Annotated in this window: 22 protein-coding genes and 4 pseudogenes; 10 read left to right on the top strand and 16 right to left on the bottom strand. The window is 65.5% G+C overall.

Going from position 1 to position 23,988, the window contains the following annotated elements; translation table 11 throughout:
- Positions 1–31 precede the first annotated feature (31 nt).
- The 5 genes from BLV94_RS06715 to BLV94_RS06695 are packed head-to-tail and all read right to left on the bottom strand — an operon-like array spanning position 32 to position 5,811.
- Positions 32–1,156 (bottom strand): glycoside hydrolase family 88 protein, encoded by a 1,125-nt coding sequence (locus tag BLV94_RS06715; RefSeq protein ID WP_011599094.1) that lies wholly within the window; start codon positions 1,154–1,156, stop codon positions 32–34.
- On the bottom strand, positions 1,153–2,307 hold the full coding sequence (locus BLV94_RS06710) for a zinc-binding dehydrogenase (protein ID WP_011599093.1): 1,155 nt from the start codon (positions 2,305–2,307) through the stop codon (positions 1,153–1,155). Before BLV94_RS06710 ends, BLV94_RS06715 begins: the two co-directional genes overlap by 4 nt.
- Positions 2,304–3,500, bottom strand: coding sequence for a CaiB/BaiF CoA transferase family protein (locus BLV94_RS06705; RefSeq protein ID WP_011599092.1), 1,197 nt, complete (start codon positions 3,498–3,500; stop codon positions 2,304–2,306). Before BLV94_RS06705 ends, BLV94_RS06710 begins: the two co-directional genes overlap by 4 nt.
- A gap of 6 nt (positions 3,501–3,506) precedes the next feature.
- A complete protein-coding gene (locus BLV94_RS06700) occupies positions 3,507–4,625 on the bottom strand; it encodes an acyl-CoA dehydrogenase family protein (RefSeq protein WP_011599091.1) in 1,119 nt (372 codons plus the stop codon).
- A gap of 49 nt (positions 4,626–4,674) precedes the next feature.
- Positions 4,675–5,811 carry a CaiB/BaiF CoA transferase family protein gene (locus BLV94_RS06695; protein WP_011599090.1) on the bottom strand — a complete coding sequence of 379 codons (1,137 nt, stop codon included), beginning with the start codon at positions 5,809–5,811 and terminating at the stop codon, positions 4,675–4,677.
- Positions 5,812–5,973: 162 nt separating this feature from the next.
- On the opposite strand from BLV94_RS06695, the gene BLV94_RS06690 reads away from it, so the two are divergent.
- Positions 5,974–7,449, top strand: coding sequence for an aldehyde dehydrogenase (NADP(+)) (locus BLV94_RS06690; protein ID WP_011599089.1), 1,476 nt, complete (start codon positions 5,974–5,976; stop codon positions 7,447–7,449).
- 223 nt (positions 7,450–7,672) lie between these two features.
- Here BLV94_RS06690 and BLV94_RS50605 read toward each other — a convergent pair.
- Positions 7,673–8,220 (bottom strand): annotated as a pseudogene (locus tag BLV94_RS50605) (hypothetical protein); the annotation flags it as partial.
- 9 nt (positions 8,221–8,229) lie between these two features.
- On the opposite strand from BLV94_RS50605, the pseudogene BLV94_RS50600 reads away from it, so the two are divergent.
- Positions 8,230–8,645 (top strand): annotated as a pseudogene (locus BLV94_RS50600) (hypothetical protein); the annotation flags it as partial.
- A 157-nt stretch (positions 8,646–8,802) separates the two neighbouring features.
- On the opposite strand, the gene BLV94_RS06675 reads toward BLV94_RS50600, so the two are convergent.
- Positions 8,803–9,540, bottom strand: coding sequence for an MFS transporter (locus BLV94_RS06675; protein ID WP_011599087.1), 738 nt, complete (start codon positions 9,538–9,540; stop codon positions 8,803–8,805).
- 40 nt (positions 9,541–9,580) lie between these two features.
- Between BLV94_RS06675 and BLV94_RS50595 the strand changes: the two genes are divergently transcribed.
- Together BLV94_RS50595 and BLV94_RS50590 are read left to right on the top strand one after the other, a co-directional pair.
- On the top strand, positions 9,581–9,982 hold the full coding sequence (locus tag BLV94_RS50595; RefSeq protein ID WP_237724236.1) for an IS110 family transposase: 402 nt from the start codon (positions 9,581–9,583) through the stop codon (positions 9,980–9,982).
- Entirely contained in the window at positions 9,972–10,463 is a 492-nt protein-coding gene (locus BLV94_RS50590) for an IS110 family transposase (protein ID WP_011599085.1), read from the top strand. The genes BLV94_RS50595 and BLV94_RS50590 overlap by 11 nt, the downstream gene beginning before the upstream one ends.
- 23 nt (positions 10,464–10,486) lie before the next feature.
- On the opposite strand, the gene BLV94_RS50585 is transcribed toward BLV94_RS50590, so the two are convergent.
- From BLV94_RS50585 to BLV94_RS06650, 5 genes and pseudogenes are all read right to left on the bottom strand, one after another.
- Positions 10,487–10,786 carry a hypothetical protein gene (locus BLV94_RS50585; RefSeq protein ID WP_016885011.1) on the bottom strand — a complete coding sequence of 100 codons (300 nt, stop codon included), beginning with the start codon at positions 10,784–10,786 and terminating at the stop codon, positions 10,487–10,489.
- Positions 10,756–11,115 (bottom strand): hypothetical protein, encoded by a 360-nt coding sequence (locus BLV94_RS06665; protein ID WP_237727046.1) that lies wholly within the window; start codon positions 11,113–11,115, stop codon positions 10,756–10,758. The genes BLV94_RS50585 and BLV94_RS06665 overlap by 31 nt, the downstream gene beginning before the upstream one ends.
- 460 nt (positions 11,116–11,575) lie before the next feature.
- The gene (locus tag BLV94_RS06660; RefSeq protein ID WP_007298971.1) at positions 11,576–12,460 is read right to left on the bottom strand and encodes a crotonase/enoyl-CoA hydratase family protein; all 885 of its coding nucleotides are present in this window, start codon (positions 12,458–12,460) and stop codon (positions 11,576–11,578) included.
- Positions 12,461–12,480: 20 nt separating this feature from the next.
- Complete coding sequence (locus BLV94_RS06655; RefSeq protein ID WP_174705516.1) at positions 12,481–13,455, bottom strand: NAD(P)H-dependent flavin oxidoreductase; 975 nt, start codon at positions 13,453–13,455, stop codon at positions 12,481–12,483.
- Positions 13,456–13,457: 2 nt separating this feature from the next.
- A pseudogene (locus BLV94_RS06650) lies at positions 13,458–14,356 on the bottom strand (SMP-30/gluconolactonase/LRE family protein).
- Positions 14,357–14,557: 201 nt separating this feature from the next.
- On the opposite strand from BLV94_RS06650, the gene BLV94_RS06645 reads away from it, so the two are divergent.
- The 6 genes from BLV94_RS06645 to BLV94_RS06630 all read left to right on the top strand — a co-directional run bounded on the left by BLV94_RS06645 (position 14,558) and on the right by BLV94_RS06630 (position 21,147).
- Entirely contained in the window at positions 14,558–16,186 is a 1,629-nt protein-coding gene (locus BLV94_RS06645) for a long-chain fatty acid--CoA ligase (protein ID WP_011599080.1), read from the top strand.
- 373 nt (positions 16,187–16,559) lie between these two features.
- Complete coding sequence (locus BLV94_RS47795) at positions 16,560–16,964, top strand: sigma-54-dependent transcriptional regulator family protein (RefSeq protein ID WP_083395506.1); 405 nt, start codon at positions 16,560–16,562, stop codon at positions 16,962–16,964.
- 26 nt (positions 16,965–16,990) lie between these two features.
- Positions 16,991–17,383 (top strand): sigma 54-interacting transcriptional regulator, encoded by a 393-nt coding sequence (locus BLV94_RS47790; RefSeq protein ID WP_143051356.1) that lies wholly within the window; start codon positions 16,991–16,993, stop codon positions 17,381–17,383.
- 39 nt (positions 17,384–17,422) lie between these two features.
- Positions 17,423–18,055 (top strand): AAA-type ATPase lid domain-containing protein, encoded by a 633-nt coding sequence (locus BLV94_RS47785; protein WP_143051355.1) that lies wholly within the window; start codon positions 17,423–17,425, stop codon positions 18,053–18,055.
- A 148-nt stretch (positions 18,056–18,203) separates the two neighbouring features.
- Positions 18,204–19,349: an acyl-CoA dehydrogenase family protein gene (locus BLV94_RS06635; RefSeq protein WP_011599079.1), complete on the top strand. Its 1,146-nt coding sequence runs from the start codon at positions 18,204–18,206 to the stop codon at positions 19,347–19,349.
- Between the two features lie 151 nt (positions 19,350–19,500).
- Positions 19,501–21,147 (top strand): flavin-containing monooxygenase, encoded by a 1,647-nt coding sequence (locus BLV94_RS06630; RefSeq protein WP_011599078.1) that lies wholly within the window; start codon positions 19,501–19,503, stop codon positions 21,145–21,147.
- Positions 21,148–21,187: 40 nt separating this feature from the next.
- Here BLV94_RS06630 and BLV94_RS49390 read toward each other — a convergent pair whose 3' ends face one another.
- From BLV94_RS49390 to BLV94_RS06605, 4 genes and pseudogenes are all read right to left on the bottom strand, one after another.
- Positions 21,188–21,364: a hypothetical protein gene (locus BLV94_RS49390; protein ID WP_157234286.1), complete on the bottom strand. Its 177-nt coding sequence runs from the start codon at positions 21,362–21,364 to the stop codon at positions 21,188–21,190.
- A 423-nt stretch (positions 21,365–21,787) separates the two neighbouring features.
- Positions 21,788–22,436 (bottom strand): annotated as a pseudogene (locus BLV94_RS06620) (ScbR family autoregulator-binding transcription factor).
- Between the two features lie 513 nt (positions 22,437–22,949).
- A complete protein-coding gene (locus BLV94_RS06610) occupies positions 22,950–23,171 on the bottom strand; it encodes a hypothetical protein (RefSeq protein WP_029537070.1) in 222 nt (73 codons plus the stop codon).
- A 101-nt stretch (positions 23,172–23,272) separates the two neighbouring features.
- Positions 23,273–23,632 carry a hypothetical protein gene (locus BLV94_RS06605; protein ID WP_011599074.1) on the bottom strand — a complete coding sequence of 120 codons (360 nt, stop codon included), beginning with the start codon at positions 23,630–23,632 and terminating at the stop codon, positions 23,273–23,275.
- Positions 23,633–23,988: the final 356 nt, after the last annotated feature.

Raw genomic sequence — 23,988 nt, 5'->3', positions numbered from 1 at the left:
GGCGTTGGACAACCCGTTCATGTCGGCTGGGTCACAGTGTCAGAGTATCGGACCGGCCGTCCAGGCTGATCAGGCACTCGAGCAGGAAGTAGTCGCCCCAGATCAACTCGTTCCGGGTAGCGAAGTCCCGGCGTTTGTCGAAGCAACCGTCCATGAGGATCCCTGCCAGTCTGCTGTCGTGCGGTCCGGTCGGGGTGAGGTGGTCGAGGAGCGCATTCACGTGGGCGACGGCCCTGTCCCGGAAGTCGGTCCGGTCGGGAACCAGTCGGGCGAGCTTGAGCAGCGCGGCAGCGGCGATGGCAGTGGCGGACGTGTCGATCGGGACGTGCGGTCCGGTGCCGGCGTCGAAGTCCCATGACACGATTCCGGCAGTCGGCGTGCGGTCCAGCCACCAGTCGGCCAGCCGGACGGCGGTCGGCAGGAAGGACGGCGACGCCCACTGCGCGGCCTGGGCGTACGCCACCATCGCCCACGCCTGCGCCCGACCCCAGGTGGTGTCGTCGTTCATGCCCTTGTGGGTGTAGCGGCGCAAGAGTGCACCGTTGGTCGTGTCGAACAGTGCCGACTGACAGACCGAACCATCCGCCCGGATGCAGAGCTCGATGTGCCGCTCCGCGTGGCGGATCGCGGCGTCGAGGAACCGCGGGTCGCTGGTCTGCGCCGACGCCCACGACAGCAGGGCGACGGTGCCCGGGACGGCGTCGATGTTCGCGGCGCCCTCGCCGACCGCTTCCGCTTCCTCCGCTTCCGCGCCGAGCGGGATCACGCCCGCTCGATCGTTGAAGCTGGCGAGCAGCCCGCGGGCACCCGCCAGCGCGATCTCGGATGCGCTCGCGCTTCCGGTGACGAGGTGGTTGACCGCCGCGCCATACCAGAAGAGGAAGCCGCGGAAGGCGGTATCGGAGCTCTCCCGGGGCAGGACCTGCTCGGTGATCTCGTCGGCGAGTCGCGACAGGCGGTCCTCACCGGACGCCACGAAGCCGAGTGCGGCCAGTCCGCCCCAGAATCCGCCCGTCCAGTTTCCATCGGCAGTGGTGGTCCATTCGCCGGATTCAGGGTCACCGTAGTGCGGGAACTTGCCGCTGCTCTGCTTGGCGGTCGAGTCGATACGCTCGAGCATCGATTCGATGGCGGCGGTGTACCGGGAGCCGGTCACGACTGACCTCCGGTCACCAGAACCGACTTGAGCGAGCGCCCGTCCCGCATGTCACCCATAGCCTCTTCCGCCTTCCCGAGCGGGTACTCGGTGACCATCGAGGCGAGGTCGAACCGTGCTGCGAGTCGGGGTAGCGATTCGACGTATTCGAGGTGGTTGTGCGGGGAGAACGCCCAGCTTCCCAGCACCTGCAGCTGCTTCTTCGTGATGTAGTGGGGGTTGATCGGCGTGGTGCCGTGGTCCGTGTACTGGCCGACGACGAGGTACTTGCCGCCGCGCCGGGCGATGTCGATTCCCTCGGACACCGCCGTCGGTACACCGGCGGCCTCGATGACGACGTCGGCACCGCGCCCGCCCGTCGTTTCCGCGAGAATTCGATCCAGGCGGGCCGCTCGATCCGTCTCAGCGAAGATGTCGATGTGGATGTCGCCGATGCCGGCCGTCCGCGCGACCTCCAGACGGTTGGCCGGTCCGCCGACGATGATCACCTTCGCCGCCCCGGCGAGCGTGGCGTACATGGCGCACGCCAGTCCGACCGGTCCGCTGCCCTGTACCACGACGACATTGCCTGCGTCAGGCTTGGCGATCCTGTTCACCGCGTGGACGGCAGTCGGTCCGGCACAGCCGAGAGCGATCACCTGCTGCGGTGTCACCGAGGACGGGATGCGGACGATCGTCGAGCCGGGCTGGAGGTAGATCTGCTCGGACCACCCACCCGACAGGTGGGGCCAGTCAGCCGAAGACTGATTGATGCCGTACACCTTGCGGGTCTCACACAGTGACGGTTCCTGCTGATCCTCGCAGTAGTAGCAGTGCCCGCACGGGATGTTGGATGCCCACGACACCGCATCTCCGACGCGAAGCTCCTCGCCACGCGCGTCCGTCGTGACACCCTCGCCGAGGGCGTGCACTCGACCGACCGCCTCGTGCCCCAGGATGACCGGCACCGGAATGGCCAGGCGACCCTGTTGCAGGTGGATGTCCGTTCCACAGATTCCCGCGTGCGTCACGTCGACGACGACCGCGCCGGCGTCGGGATCCACGCGTGGGAACGTCCTCGGCGCCATGGCCCGCCCGAACCCTTCGAGCACCATCGCTGTGGCCGTGCCGGTGGTCCGGCTCGCCGGGTCCGTCTGCGTCGCATTACTCATCGGATCACTTCCTTGCTGCGCAATGTCTGGACACGTGACTCGGATACCCCGAGCTCGTGAAGGATTTCGTCGGAATGTTCACCCACCGAGGGCACCCCTCGGCGTACCTGTGCGGGCGTACGGGACAAAGTGACGGGACTGCCGATCAGGCGGGTCGTCCGCACACCCTCGACCTCGACGTCGACGAGCGTGCCGTTGTGGCGCGTCTGGGGATGATCGAGCGCCTCCTGCAGGGTGAGCAGCGGTGCGCACAGCAGGTCGACCCCGTCGAACTGTTCCGCCGCCCCGGTGGTGCTCAGCCGCGCGATCAGTGGACGCAGGACCGCGTTGGCGGCCTCCTTGTTCTCAGCCTGGAGCTGTGGCGACGCGAAGGACGGCTGGACGGACAGATCGTCGATGCCGAGTGCTTTGCACGCCAGCTGCAGGGGGTTGTCGCGGAACAGGCCGAGCACCAGCAGCAGACCATCCGTCGTCTCGAAGATGCCGCTGTACCAATCCGTCACCCAGTTGGTCTCACGCCGGTCCATGAGCAGCGAGGCACTTTCGAGGGTCTGCAGCGACAGTGCCGTATCGAAGAGGTTGACGCTGACCTTCTGGCCACGGCCGGAACGCTCGCGTTCGAACAGTGCGGCCAAAATCCCTTGCGCCAGAGCCATACCCGATGCATAATCGACCGTCGGTACCGGATGCACGTACGCCGAGATCGACGGGTCGCCGCACGACCTCGCCATCCCGCTGAGCGCCTGCGCGAGCATGTCCTGGCCGGCCTTGTGGGCATACGGTCCGGTTTCCCCGAATCCGGTCGCGGTACCGTAGACAAGCCTGGGGTAACGCTCCTGCAGGTCGTCGTATGTCAACCCGAGCCGTTCGACCGCCGCGGTCCGGTAGCTGTGGATGAGAACATCCGTCTCCGCGAGCAGCTGATGCAGAATATCTTTCCCCTCAGCAGATTTCAGATTGAGTGCGATGCTGCGCTTGTTGCGGTTGACCGCGGCGAAGTAGGCGCCTGGGCGACCTGCCTCGAGTGAATCGCGATCCAGGCCCCTCAGCATGTCTCCATTGACACCTCGCTCGACCTTGATCACTTCGGCGCCAAGGTCGCCGAGAACCTGTGCCGCAATGGGGGCCTGCATGATCTCGCCGAGATCGAGTACTCGGATGCCGCTCAGCGCTTGCTGTTGAATGTGTTGCACGACGCCCTACTTTCCGTAAACCGATTTGGCGATGAGAAGTCGCTGAATCTGATTGGTGCCCTCATAGATCTGAGTGATCTTGGCGTCGCGCATCATCCGCTCCACCGGATAGTCACGAACATAGCCGTAGCCGCCGTGCAGTTGTAGCGCATCGGTGGCCACCGACATGGCATTGTCGCTGCACAGCAGCTTCGCCATGGCCACCTTCGCACGCGCCGCCGGATCCCCGTCCTGAATGAGATGGACCGCGTCGTAAAGCAGCGAACGAGCCGACTCGATCTTGACGGCCATATCGGCGACCATGCCCCGCAGAAGCTGGAAGCGCGAAATGGGCTGGCCGAACTGGTCGCGGTTCGTCGTGTACGAGACGGCGGCATCGAAAGCGCCTTGCGCAATTCCGAGGGCCTGCGCCGCGATGAGTGCGCGGCTGACGTTCAGTTCCGCGGAGATGTACCGGAACCCCCTATAGGGATCATTGACGACACGAACGGCGGGGAGCCGACATCCGTCGAGGACGACATCGGCCGTCGGACTGCCGCGCATTCCCATCTTCTTCTCGGGCGCACCGAAGCTGACGCCGTCATCGTCCTTGTGCACGATGAAGACACCGAGCGACTTGTCGCCGGTCTTCGCCAGGACCGCGTACCAGTCGGCCCACGGCGCATTACTGATAAATCGCTTCTGCCCATTCAGAATCCAGTCGGAACCATCCTGTACTGCGGTCGTCGCGATGGCCGACAGGTCCGAACCCACGCGCGGCTCGGTCATGCACCACGCAGCGCCGGCGGAGCCCGACGCGACACCCGGTACCACCAGTTGCTTCAACTCGTTGGAGCCCTGACTCAGCACTGTGGACGTGCCCGCCCAGTTGACCAGCATCACCAGCGCCGAGCTTGCGCAGGATGCTGCGACTTCCTCCACTGCGATGACCTGGGAGAGGAGATCGGCTCCACTCCCACCGAGGCTCTCGGGATGTGCAAGTCCGGGAAGGTCGTTGCTGCACAGGGCCGCCCACGATTCCGACGGGAATCGCTCCTTGTCATCCACGTCGGCGGCATGCGGTGCGATCTTGGTCTGCGCGAGTTTGCGGACGCTCGCGCGGAACTCGCGGTGTTCGATACTCATGAATTGCTCCTGGTTTCTGCGGGGAATGTGATGATTCGGGGGTCGGCGGTCACAGTGGTGGCCAGCTCAGACCCGTCACGGAGGGTGGGACGCCGTCCGCGGCGGCACGGCCGGCGACATCTTCGGGAAGTCCGGCGCGGCGCAGGACTTCTTCGGTCTTGATGCGGGTGTCGGTGATGCGCCGTTTCGGTCCGCCGGAGAACACTGGGACCACCGGGACCGAATCCAGTGCGAATCCCGGATCCCTGGCCACGATCTGGTCGAACGTGGACAGCTCGTGCGGTTCGAGCACCGGTGTTACGCACGCATCCACGTCGGCGAACACCGCGGTCCACTCCACCATCGTCTTCTTCTCGAACTCGGCGGTCAGCGACTTCTCGATGAGGTCCCAGGTGGACTCGTCGAAATGATTCGGTACGGCTCCGAGGTTGAGGGTGGTCCACAACCGCTCGAAAAATGCCACCTCCAGGGCGCCGACCGCGACGTATCGACCGTCGGAACAGCGATAGCACCGATAGAACGGCATCGACCCGACCAGTACGCCACGTCCACGGCCGGGCAGCGTCGGCGTCTGCCAATCGACGAAGTTCATTCCCATCATCGACAGGACGCCGTCGACCATGGCGGAATCGATATACCGGCCCTTACCTGTTCGAGTCCTGTCGTACAACGCGCCCAGAATGCCGAAAGCCGACAGCAACCCACCCCCCGCGAAGTCGGCGACCAGGTTCAAAGGCGGGACCGGCGGCTGATCCGATGGGCCGAAGACCCCGAGGGCGCCTCCGATCGCGAGGTAGTTGATGTCGTGACCGGCGCGTTGCGCCATCGGTCCGCCCTGGCCGTAGCCCGTTACGCTGCAGTAGACGAGTCCCGGATTGAGGGCCGACAGTTCCGCGTAGCCGGCGCCCAGCCTGTCCGCAACACCGGGCCGGAATCCCTCCATGAAAACGTCAGCTTCCGAGACGAGCGTTCGCAGGGCCTGGCGGCCGTCCTCGGTCTTGAGATCCAGCGATATGAATTCCTTGCCTCGGGACAGTGCCGGCACCGGAAGCCCGGAACGACCACCACCGATCGCGATCACGTCTGCACCGAGATCCGCGAGCAGCATGCTCGCGTACGGTCCGGGTGCCAGACGTGTCATGTCCAGTACCCGAACCCCCGCAAGTGGGCCCGTCGTTGCGGTCATCGTCGTCCTCCAAAGTCATTCGGTACCTCGTGTGATGTCAATCCTGGCGTCGTGACTGCACTCACACCATCTCCATGTGGAGGTATGGCGTCACACCCGTTCTCCCGCACACTGAAGCCCACATCCTCAGCACGGGACGCTCCGAACTCGACAGGAATAGCAATGGAAACCACTGCGATAGAGACCCTTCCAGACACCACCACAGAGGATTACGAGCGGATTCTCTCGGCCGCGGAGACCGCCGCGACGTCACTCGCCCGAACGGACCCGAGCCGACGGGCACAGATTCTGCGGTCGATGGCCGACACACTCGACGCAAACGGCGCGGAATTGGTGCCGCTGGCGGCCGCCGACAGTTCGCTCCCCGAGGCTCGCCTTCGCGGCGAAGTCTCGCGAACCACGATGCAGCTTCGAATGTTCGCCGATGTCGTCGAAGAGGGCTCCTGGCTGGAGGCCATCATCGACACAGCCGATCCGGACGCGCATCCCGCTCCGCGCCCCGATCTGCGGCGGATGCTTGTACCCACCGGACCCGCCGCGGTGTTCGGTGCGAGTAACTTTCCGTTCGCGTTCGGGCTCGGGGGCGGAGATACCGCGTCCGCATTGGCCGCCGGCTGTCCCGTCGTCGCGAAAGCGCATCCCGCTCAGCCGCGATTGACCGCCGCCTACGCGCGGGCGATCGACGAGGGACTTCGTGCGGGCGGCGCCCCGGACGGCACGTTCGGGGTAGTGCAGGGCGCGGACGTCGGACGTCTGCTCGTTCAGGATCCGCGCATCACGGCCGTCGGATTCACCGGTTCGACATCGGGTGGCCGGGCTCTTGCAGACCTGGCAGCCGGTCGGCCGTACCCTATCCCGTTTTACGGCGAGCTCGGCAGTATCAACCCGGTGTTCGTGACACCTGCTGCGGCTGCGGAACGGTCGGGAAAGATTGCGGGCCAATTCCTCGAATCATTACTCCTCGGCGCCGGTCAGTTCTGTACCAAACCGGGGATTCTGTTCGTCCCCGACCAGAGTTCGATCGAGTGGCTCGTCCGAACTGCGGTCGCGGACGATTCTTTCCGTCTGCTGCACAGAGGAATTCGCCAATCGTTCCTCGATGTGTCCCGGGAGATCCTCGAGCACCCGGACGTCCGGCCGGTGTCATCGCCCGAGCAGAGCGATCTGGACGATCTGTCGGTCCGCCCGGTGATCGGCGTGACCGACGCTCGGGCGTTGCATCGAAACTCACAGGCCCTGATCAAAGAGTGCTTCGGTCCATTCGGATTGATCGTGACTTACACATCGGTCGCGGAACTTCACGCGACGATGGCTGTCCTGCCGGGCACGCTGACGGCGACCGTCCACGGCACCGACGATGACCACGATGCCGCAGCACTGCTCGACGCGCTTGCGCGCTACGCGGGGCGCGTCATCTGGAACGGATGGCCCACCGGTGTCGCCGTCAGTTGGGCCCAGCACCACGGTGGTCCGTACCCCGCCACCAACTCTGTTCACACGTCAGTCGGAGCTACCGCAATTCGGAGGTTCCTGCGGCCGGTCGCATACCAATCGGTGCACGAAGCGCATCTGCCTCCCGCACTCGTCGACGCGAACCCGTGGGGTATCCCACGCCGGGTGAACGGCCATCTGTCGTAGGGCCCACGGCCCGTGCATTTTCTGGGTGCACCAAGCTGCCCCCAAGAGAGAGCTCTGCCGATTCACCGCTGCCATCTGACGGCCCGGCCACGGCGAGGAAGCCCCTTCCGGAATGCGAGGATGCAGCGGCGGGGTGGTCAGGTCCGGGCGCGATGTCGGTGAGCCGCTGCTGGGGGACATGTCGTTCCCACTGCTCAACACGGGTAATGGTTGCAGTATTTCGAAGGTTCCAAAGTTGGAGCAGTGCGGCGCGCAGCTGGCGGAGACGATTTCGTGATCGGTGGTGACTCGGGGATTGGGGTGCGCGAGGTCGGCGAGCTGGTGCTCGGCGTCCGCAACGAAATCGGCTGTATGTCTGTTCGGGCTAGCCGGAGGTGGCCGAAGGTTCTGTGGGTATGGGGGATCGCGATGGCGTCTGAGTCCACGTCTGCCGGCGGGTAGACCCACGTTGTCGGCGGCGGTGTCAGGATCATCGGTGATGACCACGGCCTCATCGGCGATGGTCGAGCCGTGGGAAGCATTCGCGGAGCCGATGACCGACCGCTTACTGGTGGCGATCACGTCTGTGTGCAGGTTCGGCGACGATAGGACCCGGACACCGGCCTAGACATAGTACGCGAGCGCAATCGGCGAGGTCACGTGCGCGCACCGCGTCGCGGAAGGTGTACACGACGAGGGTGTCACCTGCACGCCTCGGCAGCAGAGTGGGTGCATCCTCGCCAGGTAGGTGATCGCGGCGTTCGGCCGTGGACCGCGGGTGCGTTGGCGCATCGTCGAGGCTTGCCGCAGCAGGGTCGCATTCCACACGCTGACGTCGTCCGGCATGCGCAGCGAGGTGCGGCGATCGAACGCATGGGCGGTGTCGATGTCGTTGCTGCCAGGATCGGGCGGTCCCGCTCCGCTGCGTCCCGATACCGGTCCGGGGAGACGAACGAGTTGGGGGCCGAAGCCAGCAAGAAGCTCGAGAACGTCACGGCCCAGGACATCATGAAGCGCGCGGGCGTGCTGCGTCCGGACGGAACACCGAAGACAGCGGTCGTCCGGGACTTGGGCGGAGTCATGTTCCGCAACACGCCGACGAGGGATATGACTACCGGGTCCGCACCTTGGATTTCGCGAAACTCGGACACACCGTCACCAGCGACGAGTCCCGCGAACTTGCCGCCGCGCTGGCTAACGACGATCACGCCCGAGTGCGCTGCAACCAACAATACGACGGCCTCCCTCGGGAGTCCTTCGTGTCGTTGGGAAGTGGGTATCAGTGTGTGGTGGTGTCGGGAGGTTCCGGTGCCGGGTCGGCGACCGTGATCCTTCCGCCGTCCTCGTCGACGAAGTACAGGACGACTGCGCCGATCATCGGTCCGACGGCGAGGGCGGAGAACGCCGCCAGGAACGAGCCGGTGGCGGAGAAGACCGCGCCGATCGCGAGAGGGACGAGAGTGCTGGCGATCTGCCAGAAGGCGTTGGAGGCGCCGGCGGCGGTACCGTGACCCCGCTCGAAACCAGACGCGGAATCATCGCGACGATCAGCGGCAGGTATCCGTATCCGACCAGGCCGAGGACGGGTGCCGCAATCAGGAGCGCCGGGACGTTGTCCAGGGTGCCGAAGAAGATCAGGATCACGGCGAACAGCGCGAGGATGACGATTGCGGGCTTTCGGGCGCTGCCGACTTTGTCGCCGAGCATTCCGATGAGGGGCTTGCTGAACACCGCCACGCCCGCGAAGATGGCCACGATGAATCCGGCGGTGGTGCTGGAGACTCCATGTCCTTTGATGAGGAGGGCGTCAGACCAGGTGACGAATCCGTATGTGCCCCAGAAGCCGCCGAACCCCGCGAGTGAGAGCAGCATCAGGTCACGGTTGGTGGTCAGTGTCTTCCAGGCGGAGGGGCGTTTGCCGTCACGGTTCGTGGCGCGTTGGTTGACGACCGGTCCCGGTCGGATGATTACATAGCAGGCGACTGCGGTCACGACCGAGATGGCACCGAAAAGATGGTAGGAGGCGTGCCAGCTGTAGTGGTTGATCATCCATGGGACGACGGTGTTGGCGATGACGGTGCCGAGTGAGGTGGCGGAGGTGAACAGTCCCATGACTTTGCCGAGTTATTTGGGCTTGAACCAACTTGCAAAATTGCCTGCTGACAGCGACCTCGCGCGGTCGATCGCGGTCCTCGCGCGCGCCGCCCAGGATGCGATCTGGCGGCGAACCAAGGCCACGCAGGAGCTGCGGGCACTCCTGCGCGAGTACTACCCGGGCTTCCTGGCGGCATTCGCCGGCAGCGGGCACACCAACCTCGCAACGCCCGACGCCCGCGCGATACTCGCCATCACACCGACCCCGGCGCAGGGCGCACGGTTGACCAAGGCCCGCATCGTCACCGCGCTGCGTCGGGCGGGCCGACGCCGTCGGCTCGACGACACCGCCACCCGCATCCTTCGGCGCGCTCCGCCGCCCGCAGTTGCGGCAACCGGCACTGGTCGAGCAGGCACTCGGCCGGCAGGCTCGGGCCCTGCTCGGCACCTTGAATACTGAATGCGCGAACGCCGACGACCTCAATGGGGCGGCGTCCGAGGCGTTTCGGCAAGAGCCGGACCACCGGGTCAGCACCAGCTTCCCGGGACTGGGGGAGGCGACCGGCGCCCGGGTACTGGCCGAGATCGGTGACGACCGCGGCCGGTTCGCCGATGCCCGTGGGCTCAAGGCCTTCGCCGGCTCTGCACCGGTGACCAGGGCGTCTGGGCGCAGCATCTGCGTGATTCACCGGCACGTGAAGAACAACAGGCTCGCTGCCGTGGGCTTCGTATGGGCTTTCGCTGCGATCCCGCGACCAGGCCCGATCAACGACCATTACGACCGACGCCGAACGCAGGGCGATCGGCACGCCGCCGCACTGCGCAATCTCTTCAACCGACTTCTGGGCCAGCTCTACCACTGTCTTCGAACCGGCCAAACTTACGAGGAATCGAAGGCGTTCCCCGGCTCGGCCCACCCAGTCGAACCCACCGCCGCTTGACTCCTACGCTGATCGGATCCCTATCAGCGGTCCATCGACGCCACCAGGTTCGGCGACACCACCCCCGGATCATTCGAGAGACAGGGGCAAGAAGTCATACGGAACATGGCGACCGCAGTCCCGCGGAACGGGACCACGAAGACGGTAACGGGTCGGACGTCCTCGGCGACGTCTGGTGGCAGTGTGCAGCCCCGGTGTACGAGGTCGGCGGTGTTCTCGACGAGCCGGACCGTTCGCATGAGGAGCGGTTTCGGCAGCCGGACGGTGGGGAGGTCGCCGTCGTGGTCTCGGGTCAGGACATCGAGGGTGGAGAACAGTGCCATCGCTGGTGCCGGCTTGTCGGGACCGTTGTTGGTGCCGGCGAGGGCGGCGATCGTCGCACCGAGGTGGGCAGGGGCATGGCGATGGTGCGGGGCAGGGTCAGCAGGTCGGCGCCGGGTGCCTCTTCCTTGATGCACAGGGCCAGTTCGCGGGCGAGGGTGCGCAGTGCGTGAGGATCGAAGTACCGGCGGGCGGTGCGTTCGGTGATGTGCATCTGCTCGGCTACGGCGGCGGCGACTCGGTCGGTGAGCAGGTCCTCGAGTCGGTCGGTGGGGACGGTCAGACCGATGCGTGCCAGCTCCTCACCGAGGGCGGAGGCCGTCGTCCTCACCCATGATGATGGTCGTGGCATCGGGGTCTCCTGATCCGAGCGTTCCGCCACACCTGGTTTTTCTACCTGGGCCCTCGGTGTGGCGGCGGCAGGCGGCTGGAAATGTCACGACCCGGAGCCGGGCACGCACATATCGTCCTGGATTTACGGGGGCGCCGTTGCAAGTGCCGCCAGTATCGAGCCTCATGTTCAGTTTCCGGCCTGAGCGTGTTCCGGCCTGAGCGTGCGCGCGACGGGCCGCCTCGATCAGAGCTTCTGCGGCACGCTCAGCGCGCTTCGATTCGGTACGGCTCGTCGGCGCGTATCGGCGTAACCGGATCGGGTCTTGAGCCCGCGCAGTGTCAGCACACTGAGGTGCTTCGCCGTGGCAACAGATGACCTCCGATGCTGCGATGCCCGCGTGCACCCATAACGTCACGATCGCATCATCCCCACCGTCCGGCTGGCCAGTGTGGGGTGTTCACGGGACTGGGGCATCGACCCATTCCCGGTAGAACGGCGGCATCTCGGATGCCTTTCCACGGAAGCTGGGTGGGCGCTTGTCGAGGAAGGCGCGCACGCCGTCGGCCCCGTCGGCGATGCTGGTGTAGAACATGGCCAGGGAATCGACGCGATGAGCTTCTACCGGGTGCGGCGCTGCGGAATTGCGCAGCATCATCTGGCGCATGAGTGCCACCGACACCGGCGACCGGTCGCGTGTCCACGCGTCCGCCAGCGCTCGTGCCGCACCGAGCAGCGCATCGGGTTCGTAAACGGCCTGCGCCAGCCCGACTGCGTGTGCGGCGTCGGCGTCGAGGATGTCGGCCCGGTACACCAGATCGAGTGCCGCGGGCATGCCGACGAGCCGGGGCAGAAACCACGTCGAGCACGCTTCCGGCACGATCCCGAGTTTGCCGAACACCAGCCCGAACCGCGCCCTGTTCGACAACAGGCGCGCGTCCATCGCCAACGTCATGGTCGCTCCGATCCCGACGGCCGCACCGTTGATCGCGGCGATCACCGGTTTCCGGCAGGCGTGGATCGCAAGAGTGACACGGCCACCGGTATCGCGGATTCGGTGCAGCCCCGGGTCGCCGAGATCGTGCATGTCGGCGAGGGACGGCGTCTTCGACTCGTCGAGACCGAACACGTTTCCTTCGCTCGACAGGTCCATGCCGGCGCAGAACGCGCGTCCCTCCCCGGTGACAATCACCGCTCGGACCTCGTCGTTATCGTTCACCGACACGAAGGTGTGCTCGAGTTCGTCGGCCATCTCGACGGTGAATGCGTTGAGGTGGTCGGAACGGTCGAGCACGACAGTGAGGATGCCGTCCTCGATCTCGTGGCGGATGGTGGTGTATTCCATGATTGTTCCTTGCCTACATGTCAGGTGAGGTCGGCGGCGATCCTGCGGATGGCGGCTTCGGCGTCGCTCACGATGTCCGAGATGATCGTCTTACAGGGCAGGACGGTCTCGATGAGGCCCTGGGACTGGCCAGCCCACCACATTCCGCCGTCCATGTCGCCGTTCTGCAACACCTCGGTGCGTCCGCGTACCCCGGATGCGAGGTGCGCGACATCGGCGAATTCTGCGCCCGGCCGGGCCGAAAGGGTTGCGATCTCCTCGGAAATCGAATTCCGGGCCACACGAGCGGTGTTGCGGAACTCCCGGAACACGAGGATGGTCTGGCGTTCGTCGTTGGCGACGATCTGGGCCTTGACGTTCGGATGCACGGGCGCTTCGTCGCTCGCGACGAACCGGGTGCCCATATTGATCGCGGAAGCCCCGAGGGCGAGTGCTGCTACGAGCCCGTCCCCGGTGGCGAACCCGCCGCTGGCGATGATCGGGATGTCGAGGACGCGGGCCGCGGCGGGGATGAGGATGAGCCCCGGGATGTCCTCGTTGCCGGGGTGGCCGGCGCACTCGAACCCGTCGATGCTCACCGCGTCGGCGCCCATTGATTGGGCCTTCACGGCGTGCCGAACTGCCACCGCCTTGTGGATGACCTTGATTCCTGCGGCCTTGAACGCGGCGACGTGCTCCTGGGGATTGCTGCCGGCGGTCTCGACGATAGTTATGCCGCTGTCGATAATTGCAGCGCGGTACTCGTCGTAGGGGACGGGATTGACCGTCGGGAGAAGAGTGAGGTTGACGCCGAACGACTTGTCGGTCATCTCGCGGCACCGGGCGATCTCGGCGGTGAGTGCTTCGGGTGTGGGTTGGGTCAATGCGGTGAGGAACCCGAGTCCGCCGGCCTCGGCGACGGCGGAGATCAGCTCCGCGGTGCCCACGCCGGTCATACCCCCGCACACAACGGGGTGTTCGACACCGAAAATCTCGGTGAAACGTGTATTCAGCATGGTCACGGCCTTCCTGCGTGCGGAACGTCGACGGTCGTCGAGAAGACCTTGGCCTCCCGTGCGGCACTGCGCTTGGCCTCGTCGAAATCCGGTGCGACGGAGAGGAACAGGGTTCGTCCGTCGTCTCCGCCGAGGGCGACCGCGAACACGCCGAGCGGTGCGGTGCTCACCTCGTCGAGGACGACTCCGCCCTCACCCAATCGGACCGCGCGTTGGTTGACGCAGTCGGCGATCCAGATAGCGCCCTCGGCGTCGAGGGCCTGGCCGTCGGGGGCGATCGTGCATGCCGCGAGCCGCTTCTCGACGTTCGGTTCGTCGCCGAGGTCTCCGAAGGAGGCGAAATCTTCTCGGTGGCCGAGTGTTCCGCCACTTGCGATGTCGAACCTGGAGATGCGGTTGCCGAACAGTTCGTTGACGTAGAGCGTCTTTCCGTCCGGGGAGATGCACATGCCGTTCGGGAAGGACAGCCCGTCGGCGGCCACGCGGGAGGTGCCGTCGGTGTCGACGAGGACGACGACGCCGTGCTCGTGGTCGGCGCCGCCCATGAGGTCGAACCCGAATTCGCCGACGTATGCCTGTCCGTTCGCGGCGACCACCATGTCGTTGGCGTAGCCGCGGCAGTGGACGGAGATGTCGGCGTGTTCGACGAGCGAGCCGTCGGGTTCTCTGCGGAGGATTTTGCGGTCCTTCATCGAGACGACGAGCATGCGTCCGTCGGGGAGCCAGCCGAGACCGGAGGGCTGGTGGTCGACGGTACAGACCCGTTCGATGGATCCGTCGGCGTTCACGACGTTGACCGAGTGGGTGTAGAAGTCCACGAACCACAGCCGGCCTCATGCCAGCGGGGTCCCTCGGTGTAGGTGAAGCCCGCCGCGATCTCGGTGAGCTGAGGATCGGACATGTCGGTACCTCTTTCCTGGGTTCTGCTCGTGCCACGTGCCGTGCCATCCGTCGAAGGTCGATTGACACGTACGGGTGGTGTGAGCCCAGTCTCGCGACGTGCGCTGTGGTGTGGGTGTCCCACAACGCAACAGTGCGTTGCAGAGCGGCGTGTGGATCCGGGTGCTGTCGCGAATTCGGACGGTCTGCAGGGCGGTTCGGCATGGACGCTGGTCGCACGCTCACCCACCGGATCCGGAGGAATACCGCCATGCTCGCCACGATGATGGATCGTCCACTGCTGATCAGCTCGCTGCTGTGGCACGCCGAGAACGTCTTCGCCGACCGGGTCGGGGTTTCATGCGACGCCGGCCGCGGCGACCGGGAGTTCACCTACCGCGATCTCGGCGCGGCCACCCGCCGGTTCGCCGGTGCGTTCGACGACCTGGGAATCGGGTTCGGGACGAGGGTTGCGACGCTGGCGTGGAACACCTTCGGACACCTGGTTGCCTACTATGCCGTTCCGGCGTCCGGGGCGATCCTGCACACTGTCAACCACCGGGTGTCGCCCGACCACATCGCCTATACGATGGACAAGGCCGAGGACGAGGTGGTCCTGATCGACGCCGACCTGCTGCCGGTGCTCACCGAAGTCCTCCCGCGCCTGCCGCGCATCCGGCACGTGGTCGTTTTCGGCACTCTCGACGGCATCGATCGCGCACTGTCTGCGACGGTGACGTGGTGGTCGTTTGATCGGCTCCTGCACGATGCCGAACCGATCGAGGAGTTTCCGGAGTTCGACGAGACCACCGCTGCGTCGATCTGCTTCACTTCCGGTACCACCGGGTTGCCCAAGGGAGTGGTGTACAGCCACCGCAGCACCGTGCTGCATGCCCTGGCGATCAGTGCGTCCGGTGGTGTCGCGATCGAGGGGTCACGCTCGTATCTGCTGGCCACGCAGATGTCCCACGTCCACAGCTGGGGTGTTCCACACGCGGGGGTGCTGCAGGGCGCCCGTCTCGTCCTTCCCGGGCCGCACCCCTCGCCGGCCGAGCTGCTGCGGATCACGACGGAGCAGACCCCGGACGTGGTCGTCGGTGCACCGGCCGTTGCCGCGCTCATGCGCGAGCGGTTCGACGCCGAGCCCGCCCGCTACGACCTCGGGAGCGTGCACACCCTGTGGCTGGGCGGTCAGGTACCGCCGTCGGGGCTGGTGAACTGGTGGGCCGCGCACGGAGTCTCGACCGTCAACGGGTGGGGTATGACCGAGACCTCGCCGATGGGGACCTTCAGTCACGTCCCGGCGAGCCAGGGGCGGCCCCTGCCGCTGTTCCAGGTGCGCATCGTCGACGAGGACGGGCGAAGTCTACCGTGGAACGGGTTCACCACCGGTGAGCTCGAAGCTCGCTCACCGTGGGTGACCGGCACGTACCTCGACGACGACCGTACCGGCGACGCGTTCGACGACGGTTGGTTGCGGACCGGCGACGTCGCGGTGATCCACCCCGACGGTCAGGTCGAGATCCGCGATCGGGTCAAGGACCTCATCAAGAGCGGCGGGGAGTGGATCTCCTCCGTCGAGTTGGAGAACACGCTGCTGCTGCACCCGGCCGTGCTCGAGGCCGCTGTCATCGCGGTGCCGCACGAGACGTGGCAGGAACGCCCCGTCGCGTGGGTCCGGCTGACCGACGACGTCTCCGACGACGGACTGCGGGCGCATCTGGCGGCGACCCTGCCGAAATTCTGGCTTCCGGACACGTTCGTGCGGGTGGACGAGGTCCCCAAGACGTCGGTGGGCAAGCTCGACAAGGCGCGGATGCGGCAGCGGTGGCGCGCGGGCGTCGAGGTGTAGCGTTCTGGGACACTCACAGCTGATGTGACCTCGGTTACATAATGGGGGTACTGGCTGCGATGTGTTCCGAGATGGTGATGTGTGGTGACCGACTGGATCCGCGCGCTGGTGGATGATCGTGACATCGACGCGCACGAGGGTGCTCCATTGGGGTTGCGGCCGGAGATCGAGCAGTCGTGGCGCCGGTGCCGTGCGATCGGGGCGGCGGCGGACGGCTCTCGGTTGCGGTTCGTCGACGACACGCGCACCGACTCGAAGCTCGTCCGTGCTGCACGCCCCGTGGTGGATCGGTTGGCCGAGCAGCTCGCGGATGTGCCGGTGACGATTCTGTTGGCCGATCAGGACGCCACCATCGTCGACCGGCGCACGGGGGGTGAGATCCCTGCTCGGGCGTCTCGACCGCGCCCAGGTCGCGCCGGGTTTCATGTTCTCCGAACAGTACGCGGGTACCAACGGCATCGGCACCGCGCTCGAGGAACGCAAAGCCTTCCGGGTGCGCGGCGACGAGCACATGCTCGAGTCCCTGCAGTCGCTAGTGTGCGTCGGCTCGCCGATCGTCGACCCGGTCTCACGCATGGTAACGGGCATCCTCGACATCACGTGCAACATCGACCAGGTCAGCGACCTGATGGCCCCGCTGATCCTCTCCGCTGTCCGGGACGTCGAAGAGCGGCTCTTCGCTCAGTCCGCGAGAAGCGAGCAGGTTCTGCTGCGCGAATACATGCGCAGCAAGCGCCGCGGCAACGCCGCGGTGGTGGCGATGGCCGCGACACCGTGATCGCGACTCCGACGGCGTCGCGGCTGATGAACTCGACCGACCAGATGATGATCTGGGACTGGATCAGCAGCCACCTGGGCACCAGGCAGGAATGGGAGGGCCCACTGCGCTTCGCTGAGGGCATCGACGTGCGGGTTCATGCCCGTCGGGTAGGCGAATCGGGAGATTCGCTCAGTGCGATTCTCGAACTGCGTCCGATGGCTTCCTCCGCGCACTTCCGCCCTCGGACGGCCGTAGCTCCCGCGTCGCATCGGGGTCCTTCCGTCGAGCCCGTGGGGCGGATCGTCGGCCGTAGTCTGGCCACGTACCGGCTGCAAAGCCGCATCGGCGAGATCGCGGGCACGGTGGGTCCGGTCCTGGTGACCGGCGAGTCCGGGGTCGGCAAGTCGCATGTCGCCCGGCACATCCAGCAGCGGTAGGGGCGCGGTGGCGATGTCTTCGTGATCGACGGTTCCACGTTGACTCCGACCGCTGTCGCGGACCTGCGCGCACGCCTGTCAAACAATGCCCCGTGGATCGTCGAGCACGTGGACGAGGTATCGGGCGACGCGGTCGCTCCCACGCGCCGGCTGCTGGACGCCGCCGCCGAGATGGCCGCGCCGCTGGTCGCGACTGCGACCGCGACCGCACCGGGCGGTGGCCACCAGCTCGACACCCACGTGCGCCGGAGCGTGTCCGTGCTGCCATTGCGGCAGCGGATCGAGGACCTCGACGACCTCGCGCGGGAGCTCCTCACCGCCCAGCTCCCAGAGCGTCCCACGCCGCAACTGCAGCCGGCCGCGCATCGAGCGCTGATCGCCCACCACTGGCCGGGCAACGTCCGCGAGCTCGATGCCGTGCTGTCGACGGCTGTCTCGAGGTCGATGGGGTTCGACATCAGACTCGAGCACCTCCCTGACGACTATCGCGCACTCGGGTCGGGTCGACAGCTCACCTCCCTCGAACGCAGCGAGCGGGAAACGATCGTGCGTGCCCTCGACGAAGCCGACGGCAACAAGTCCCTCGCCGCAGATCGGCTCGGGGTCGCGCGGTCGACGCTGTACCGCGAGATTCGCGCGCTCGGTCTGGAGAACGAACGCTTCGGATCCTGACCTCGGGAGCCCCTGTCGCATATCGGGACATCCCAGTCCGGCTCGGAGCGGACACGATGGGCGCAGGACGGGCGACCCTCGGTTACCCGGCTCCTCGCGCCACCTCATCAGGCGGTGACGTCGGACCGACCCGAAGGGATGATCAACGATGAAACGCACAGTCTACGGCGACGACCACGAGGCCTACCGGGACTCCGTCCGTCAGTTCCTGGTGCGGTATTTCGAACCGCGCGCCGAGCACATCCGGGCCGATAAAGCGCTGCCCCGGGACTTCTGGCTCGAAGCCGGCAAACACGATCTGCTCGGTCTCGAAGTCCCGGCCGAGTACACAGGTGGCGACGCGGGCGACTACCGCTTCAACGCGGTGCTCATCGAGGAGTTGGCCAAGGTCAACGCAGCTCTGGCGTCGAGTGTCAGTATCCACTGTGACGTCGTGGCGCCATATCTGGTGCAGCTGACCACCGACGAGCAGAAGGTTCGGTGGCTGCCGGGAGTGTGCTCGGGTGAGGTGCTCACTGCAATCGGCATGACCGAGCCCGCCGGAGGTTCGGACCTGGCTGCGCTCAAGACCACTGCAGTTCGCGACGGCGACGGCTGGTTGCTGTCGGGTGCGAAGACGTTCATCACCAATGGGTATTCGGCGGATCTGGTGGTGATCGCGGCGCGGACCTCGCCGGAGAAGAAGGCCAAGGGCATCACTCTCTTCGGCGTTGAGACGTCCCTGCCCGGATTCGAGCGTGGCCGTAAACTCGACAAGGTCGGCCAGGACGAAGCGGACACCGCAGAATTGTTCCTCGACAACGTGCGGGTCACCGACGCCCACGTGATCGGTGAGCTCGATCGCGGGTTCATTCACATGATGTCGTTCCTACCCCAGGAACGATTGGGATGTGCCGTCTCCAACCTCGCACATGCTGCGCAGATCCTCGTCGAGACCGTCGACTACTGCCGGGAGAGAACGGCGTTCGGCCAATCGATTGGAACCTTCCAGCACAACAAGTTCCTGATCGCCGACCTGGTGACGCAGATCGAGGTCACGCAGGCGTATGTCGATCAGTGCGTCGCGGCGCACGCGGCCGGTGAGCTCACCTCCGTCGATGCGGCGAAGGCGAAGTGGTGGACCGCCGACGTGCAGAACCGGGTGATTGACCACTGCGTGCAGCTGCACGGTGGCTATGGCTACATGAATGAGTACCGGGTGGCGCGGGCGTGGCGGGATGCGCGCGTCTCGAGGATCTGGGCGGGTTCGAACGAGATCATGAAGGAACTGATCGGCCGCGATCTCGGATTCTGAACCCGGATAACGTTCTGGCACTGAATATGTGGATGCAACCTGGCGTGTGTCCGTGATTCGATTTCGGACACTTCACATCACACGATCGCTTCTAACGTCTTAAGTGTCCGGGCGGGAATACACGTCCCGGGAAATCTCGAGGAGGAACGACATGACGGCATCCCAGGCCGACACGGCCACCCGCACCGGCAAACACTCGAACAACGACGTGCTCGACGTCCTGATCATCGGTGGAGGCTTCTCCGGCCTGTATGCGCTGGACCGGATTCGCGACCTCGGCTTCACCGCCAAGGTCTGGGACGCCGCTGGCGGACTCGGCGGAATCTGGTGGTGGAACTGCTATCCCGGCGCGCGCACCGACAGCACAGGGCAGATCTACCAGTTCTCGCACAAAGACCTGTGGAAGAAGTACGACTTCGCTGAACTGTATCCAGGGCACGACGGAGTCCGAAATTACTTCGAATATGTCGACTCACAACTGGATCTCACCCGCGACGTCGTGTTCGACACCTTCGCCGAGTCCTGCACATGGGACGAGGAGACCCGGCAGTGGACCGCGCGGTCCGCGGACGGCAAGGTGCAGAATGCGCGTCAGGTGATCGTCGCGACCGGATTCGGTGCCAAGCCGCTGTATCCGAACCTCGAGGGGCTCGACTTGTTCGCCGGCGACTGCTACCACACCGCTCGCTGGCCGCAGGAAGGCGTCGACATGACGGGCCGCAAGGTCGTCGTCATGGGCACCGGGTCCAGCGGCGTGCAGGTCGTCCAGGAAGCCGGTCACGTCGCCGAACACGTCACGGTGTTCCAACGCACCCCGAACCTGGCGATTCCTATGCAACAACGTGCACTCACGCACGACGACAACGAACAGTTCCGGAAGGGACTGCCCGAGCGGTTCGAGGCACGTTACAAGGCCTTTGCTGGATTCGACTTCGACTTTCTGCCGCAGAACGCCGCCGACCTGAGCATGGAGGAACGCGACGCGATCTACGAGAAGATGTGGGCGGAGGGTGGTTTCGAGATGTGGCTCGGAAACTTCCAGGACATCCTCGTCGACGAGGACGCCAACCGCACGTTCTACGACTTCTGGCGCAACAAGGTCCTCGAGCGGGTCACCGATCCGAAGAAGGCCGCGATCGTGGCGCCCGAGACACCGCCGCACCCCTACGGCGTCAAGCGCCCCTCCCTCGAGCAGGACTACTTCGACGTCATCAACCAGAGCAACGTCGAGGTAATCGACTCCAACCTGACCCCGATCCGCCGGGTGCTGCCCCACGGGATCGAGACCGACGACGGCGTCATCGAATGCGACCTGCTCGTACTGGCCACGGGCTTCGACAACAACAGCGGCGGCATCATGGCCATCGACATCACCGGCGTCGACGGATTGAGTATCCAGGACAAGTGGAAGTCCGGCGTCGACACCTGCATGGGCCTGTCCACCCGCGGGTTCCCGAACATGATGTTCCTCTACGGCCCCCAGAGTCCATCCGGCTTCTGCAACGGCCCGACCTCCGCCGAGTACCAAGGTGAGATCGTCGTCGAGTTCCTCCAGCACCTGCGCGACAACGGCATTACACGATTCGAGAACACCGAAGAATCGGAGAAGCAGTGGCGTGCACACGTCGACGAACTGTTCGTCAACTCGATGTTCACGAAAGCCCGCTCGTGGTACTGGGGCGCGAATGTGCCCGGTAAGCCTGCGCAGATGCTCAACTACTCGGGCGGTGTTCCCCAGTACTTCGCGCGGTGGGACAAGATCAAGGCCAACGGCTACGCCGCCTTCGAGACGAACTGACCGAAGTGTGGGCGCGTGGGTCACGGTGCATCTCCGTGGCTCACGCGGCGTCGTCCCGACCGTGCGTTGGGAGCGGCGGGTCGACGAGGATCGCCGCGGCCTCTGCCGGGTGTCGGACCGATGCCGAACCGGTCCGCTCCGGAAGATTCTGGGGATTGTCCCCGAAGGCGACCACACGATAGTCGAGCTGCCGGCCGTCGCGGACGGACGTGACCACGAGTCGACGATGGGGGACCGCCCTTGTCCACGGCGAGTAGGTAATGCGCATCGGAAGCGAGGGAGGTTGTCCAGGGCTCGGAAATCCAGGCCTGTTCTTCACCTTCGACGATGTCGAAGAACAGTTCGGCGATGTCGTGGAAGCGATCCAATTCCACTAGTTTGCCGGCAGGCCGGTTCGGGATGTAGCCGACCACATGCGGGACCCGGCGTGCCTTCCCAGTAGGACTTTGTTAGACGGTGGTGTGCCACAGGAATATCCGAGTGATCGCGGTGGGGAGAAAATCGGGTCAATGCGAACGCGGCCACTGACCCCGCGTCGGGTGGCGCGGACCAGTGCGCGAGGTCCGGTCTGCGGTTGCCGTGGCTGCGTTCGGTGGCGGTCAGGCCGCATTTCAGACGAAGCTTCCTGCCGCAGCACCCTTCATGGCAGGCCTACCGTGGGCAGCCTCCGGGTGAGGAATTGTCGGAAGTAGTCGACTTTCGGGGTGGTCACCAGCACCGGGAGCAGCAGATCCCACGCCATCGCCGTCCGCGTCGGCAGGGCGGCGGGGTTGTCGGTGGCCGTCGCCAGGAGGCGTGCCCCGGGCGAAGAGTTCCACCAGGAGCTGACCGACAGCGTCCGGATCAGTGTCCTCGCGCAGGTCACCCTCGTCGATTGCTCGGCGGGCCAGGAGTTGGTAGGTGGATATCCAGGTCGCGAAGGTGTCCGTCTCGGAACTGCGGTAGTCGCCCATTTCGGTGATGAGGCGGAAGGTTGCCCCCATCACCGCGTCGTTGAGGGCGGCGTCGACCGTGACGAAGGAGATCCCGAGCATGGCCTCGAATGCCGGCGTGGCGGAGTCGAGATACGGGGTGCACACGGCAGTGAACCGCCTCGTGCCTTCCTCGATGACGGCGCGGGCCAGTTCTTCCTTGGAGGCGTAGTGAAAGTACAGCGCCCCCTTGGTGGCCACGGCCTGGGTGAGGATCTCGCTCAGCTTCGTGTCTGCGTAGCCGTGGCGGGTGAACACCTCGGCCGCGGCGTACAGCAATGCGCGACGAGTGACTTCCGCCCGCTTCTGGGTGGCCATTCGCCTGCCCTTCGAGTACCGAGATCATCGACGGGACGGCTGTCGTGAACCGTCCTGAATGGGATTGAACGACGCCCTGCATATGCATACCCGATGTGGAGGTTCGTCGCATGATGTTCGGCGTGGCCCCCTCTGAGGCCGACTGGCCCCAGGACGTCGTCCCCAGCGCACCCCAGGAACGGGGGATTCAGGCGCAAGGTGTCGGCGCCCCGACATCGGAGGGCTCACCGATGACCCGCCCCGCTAGTTCCGGGAGACGCGAGGGCCGGGAGTGGGACTTCATCACACTGCTCGCCGACTACGACGAACACGACACCCTCGCCTTGACAGAGTTTGAGCAGTGGTCGCCCGACTCCCGATGGATTGATGAACGGGACTTCAGGTCTCGGCCGTTGCTGAGGGGTGGTTGTCAGTCGGCCCAACTGAAAACCGTTGTGTGCTCGGCGGGCGTGACAGTTCGACAGACCGCGCGCGTGTCCCGTACCCGTTCGAGCGCACAGGCCTGGTCGGCGTTCATCGACGGCGCGGCAACTGCTCCTGCGCGTTTCCGACGGCCGACATGAGGTCGCGACCCAGGCGCTGATAGGTGCGCAGCCACGCTGCGTCGACCGGCTCGTGTTGGAGGTGCGCCATCAGCGTTTCGCTGTTGTTGTCGGTTTCCAACCATCGGCGCATCTCGGTGGTGCGGTCCTGTACGGCGTGCAGCAACTGGTCTGGAACGGTCGAGTTCGTCATCGGGTTCCGTCCTCCCTTGCCGTTCACCTCAACGTTTTTCGTCGCTCATTGTGGGTGGGTGTGTTGGCTATCAGGCGTTCCATCGTCGGTTGTCGCCACCGTCAGGCGTATTCGAGTGAGTCGGCCTCGTCGAGCGAGTCCCAGGCGATCTCGTAGCGCTTGCGGGTCATGTCGTCGGCGTCGGTGAGGAGCGCCTCGAACAGCGACCGGGGGTCGGCGTGCCATGACCGGGCCAGGGCCTCGATCTCCTGCGGGGAGAAGAGGCCGGACTGGGCGGTGGCGGAAATCCAGTCGTCGAATTCGCGCTCTCGGATCCGTTCGACTGCGTCGAGGTCGACCTTCCCGTCGTCGAGGTCGAACGAGAACATTGCCGCGACAACGTCTCGGGGCGACTGGCTGGCGATATCGGCGGTGACCCGGCCCGTGACGATGGGGTTGCGGACCAGCTGTTCTGTGGTCATGGCGACCGCACCTCATCGAGTGGGCGCGGGTTCCGACTCACTCTGTGTGTCGATTCTTGGGGAAGCCTTATGGGGTGTGTGTTTCTCAGCAGGGTAAGGCATCTCCGCAACGCTAGCTGTGGCATACGTCACATTACTGGGCGGTAGTGATCGAACCCGCAGGATGGCCTCGTCGGATGCGCCAATGGTTGCACTGTTGGAGTGTTCCCGGATGGCATGCGACCCAGCGTAACTGGACGGTTGACCTAATAGCGTTTGCGCTCAATGTATTCCACACTGTCCCCGGAGCCGACCCGGTTCCGGGGTGCTCGGGTAGTGGTGTCGGCACGAATGTTCGGGCCGTGGAGGCAGGGCAG

The sequence above is a fragment of the Rhodococcus koreensis genome (assembly GCF_900105905.1).
Classification (GTDB): Bacteria; Actinomycetota; Actinomycetes; order Mycobacteriales; family Mycobacteriaceae; genus Rhodococcus_F; species Rhodococcus_F koreensis.
The sequence above is the reverse complement of the archived record's forward strand: the minus strand, read 5'-3'. Positions and strand labels throughout refer to the sequence as shown.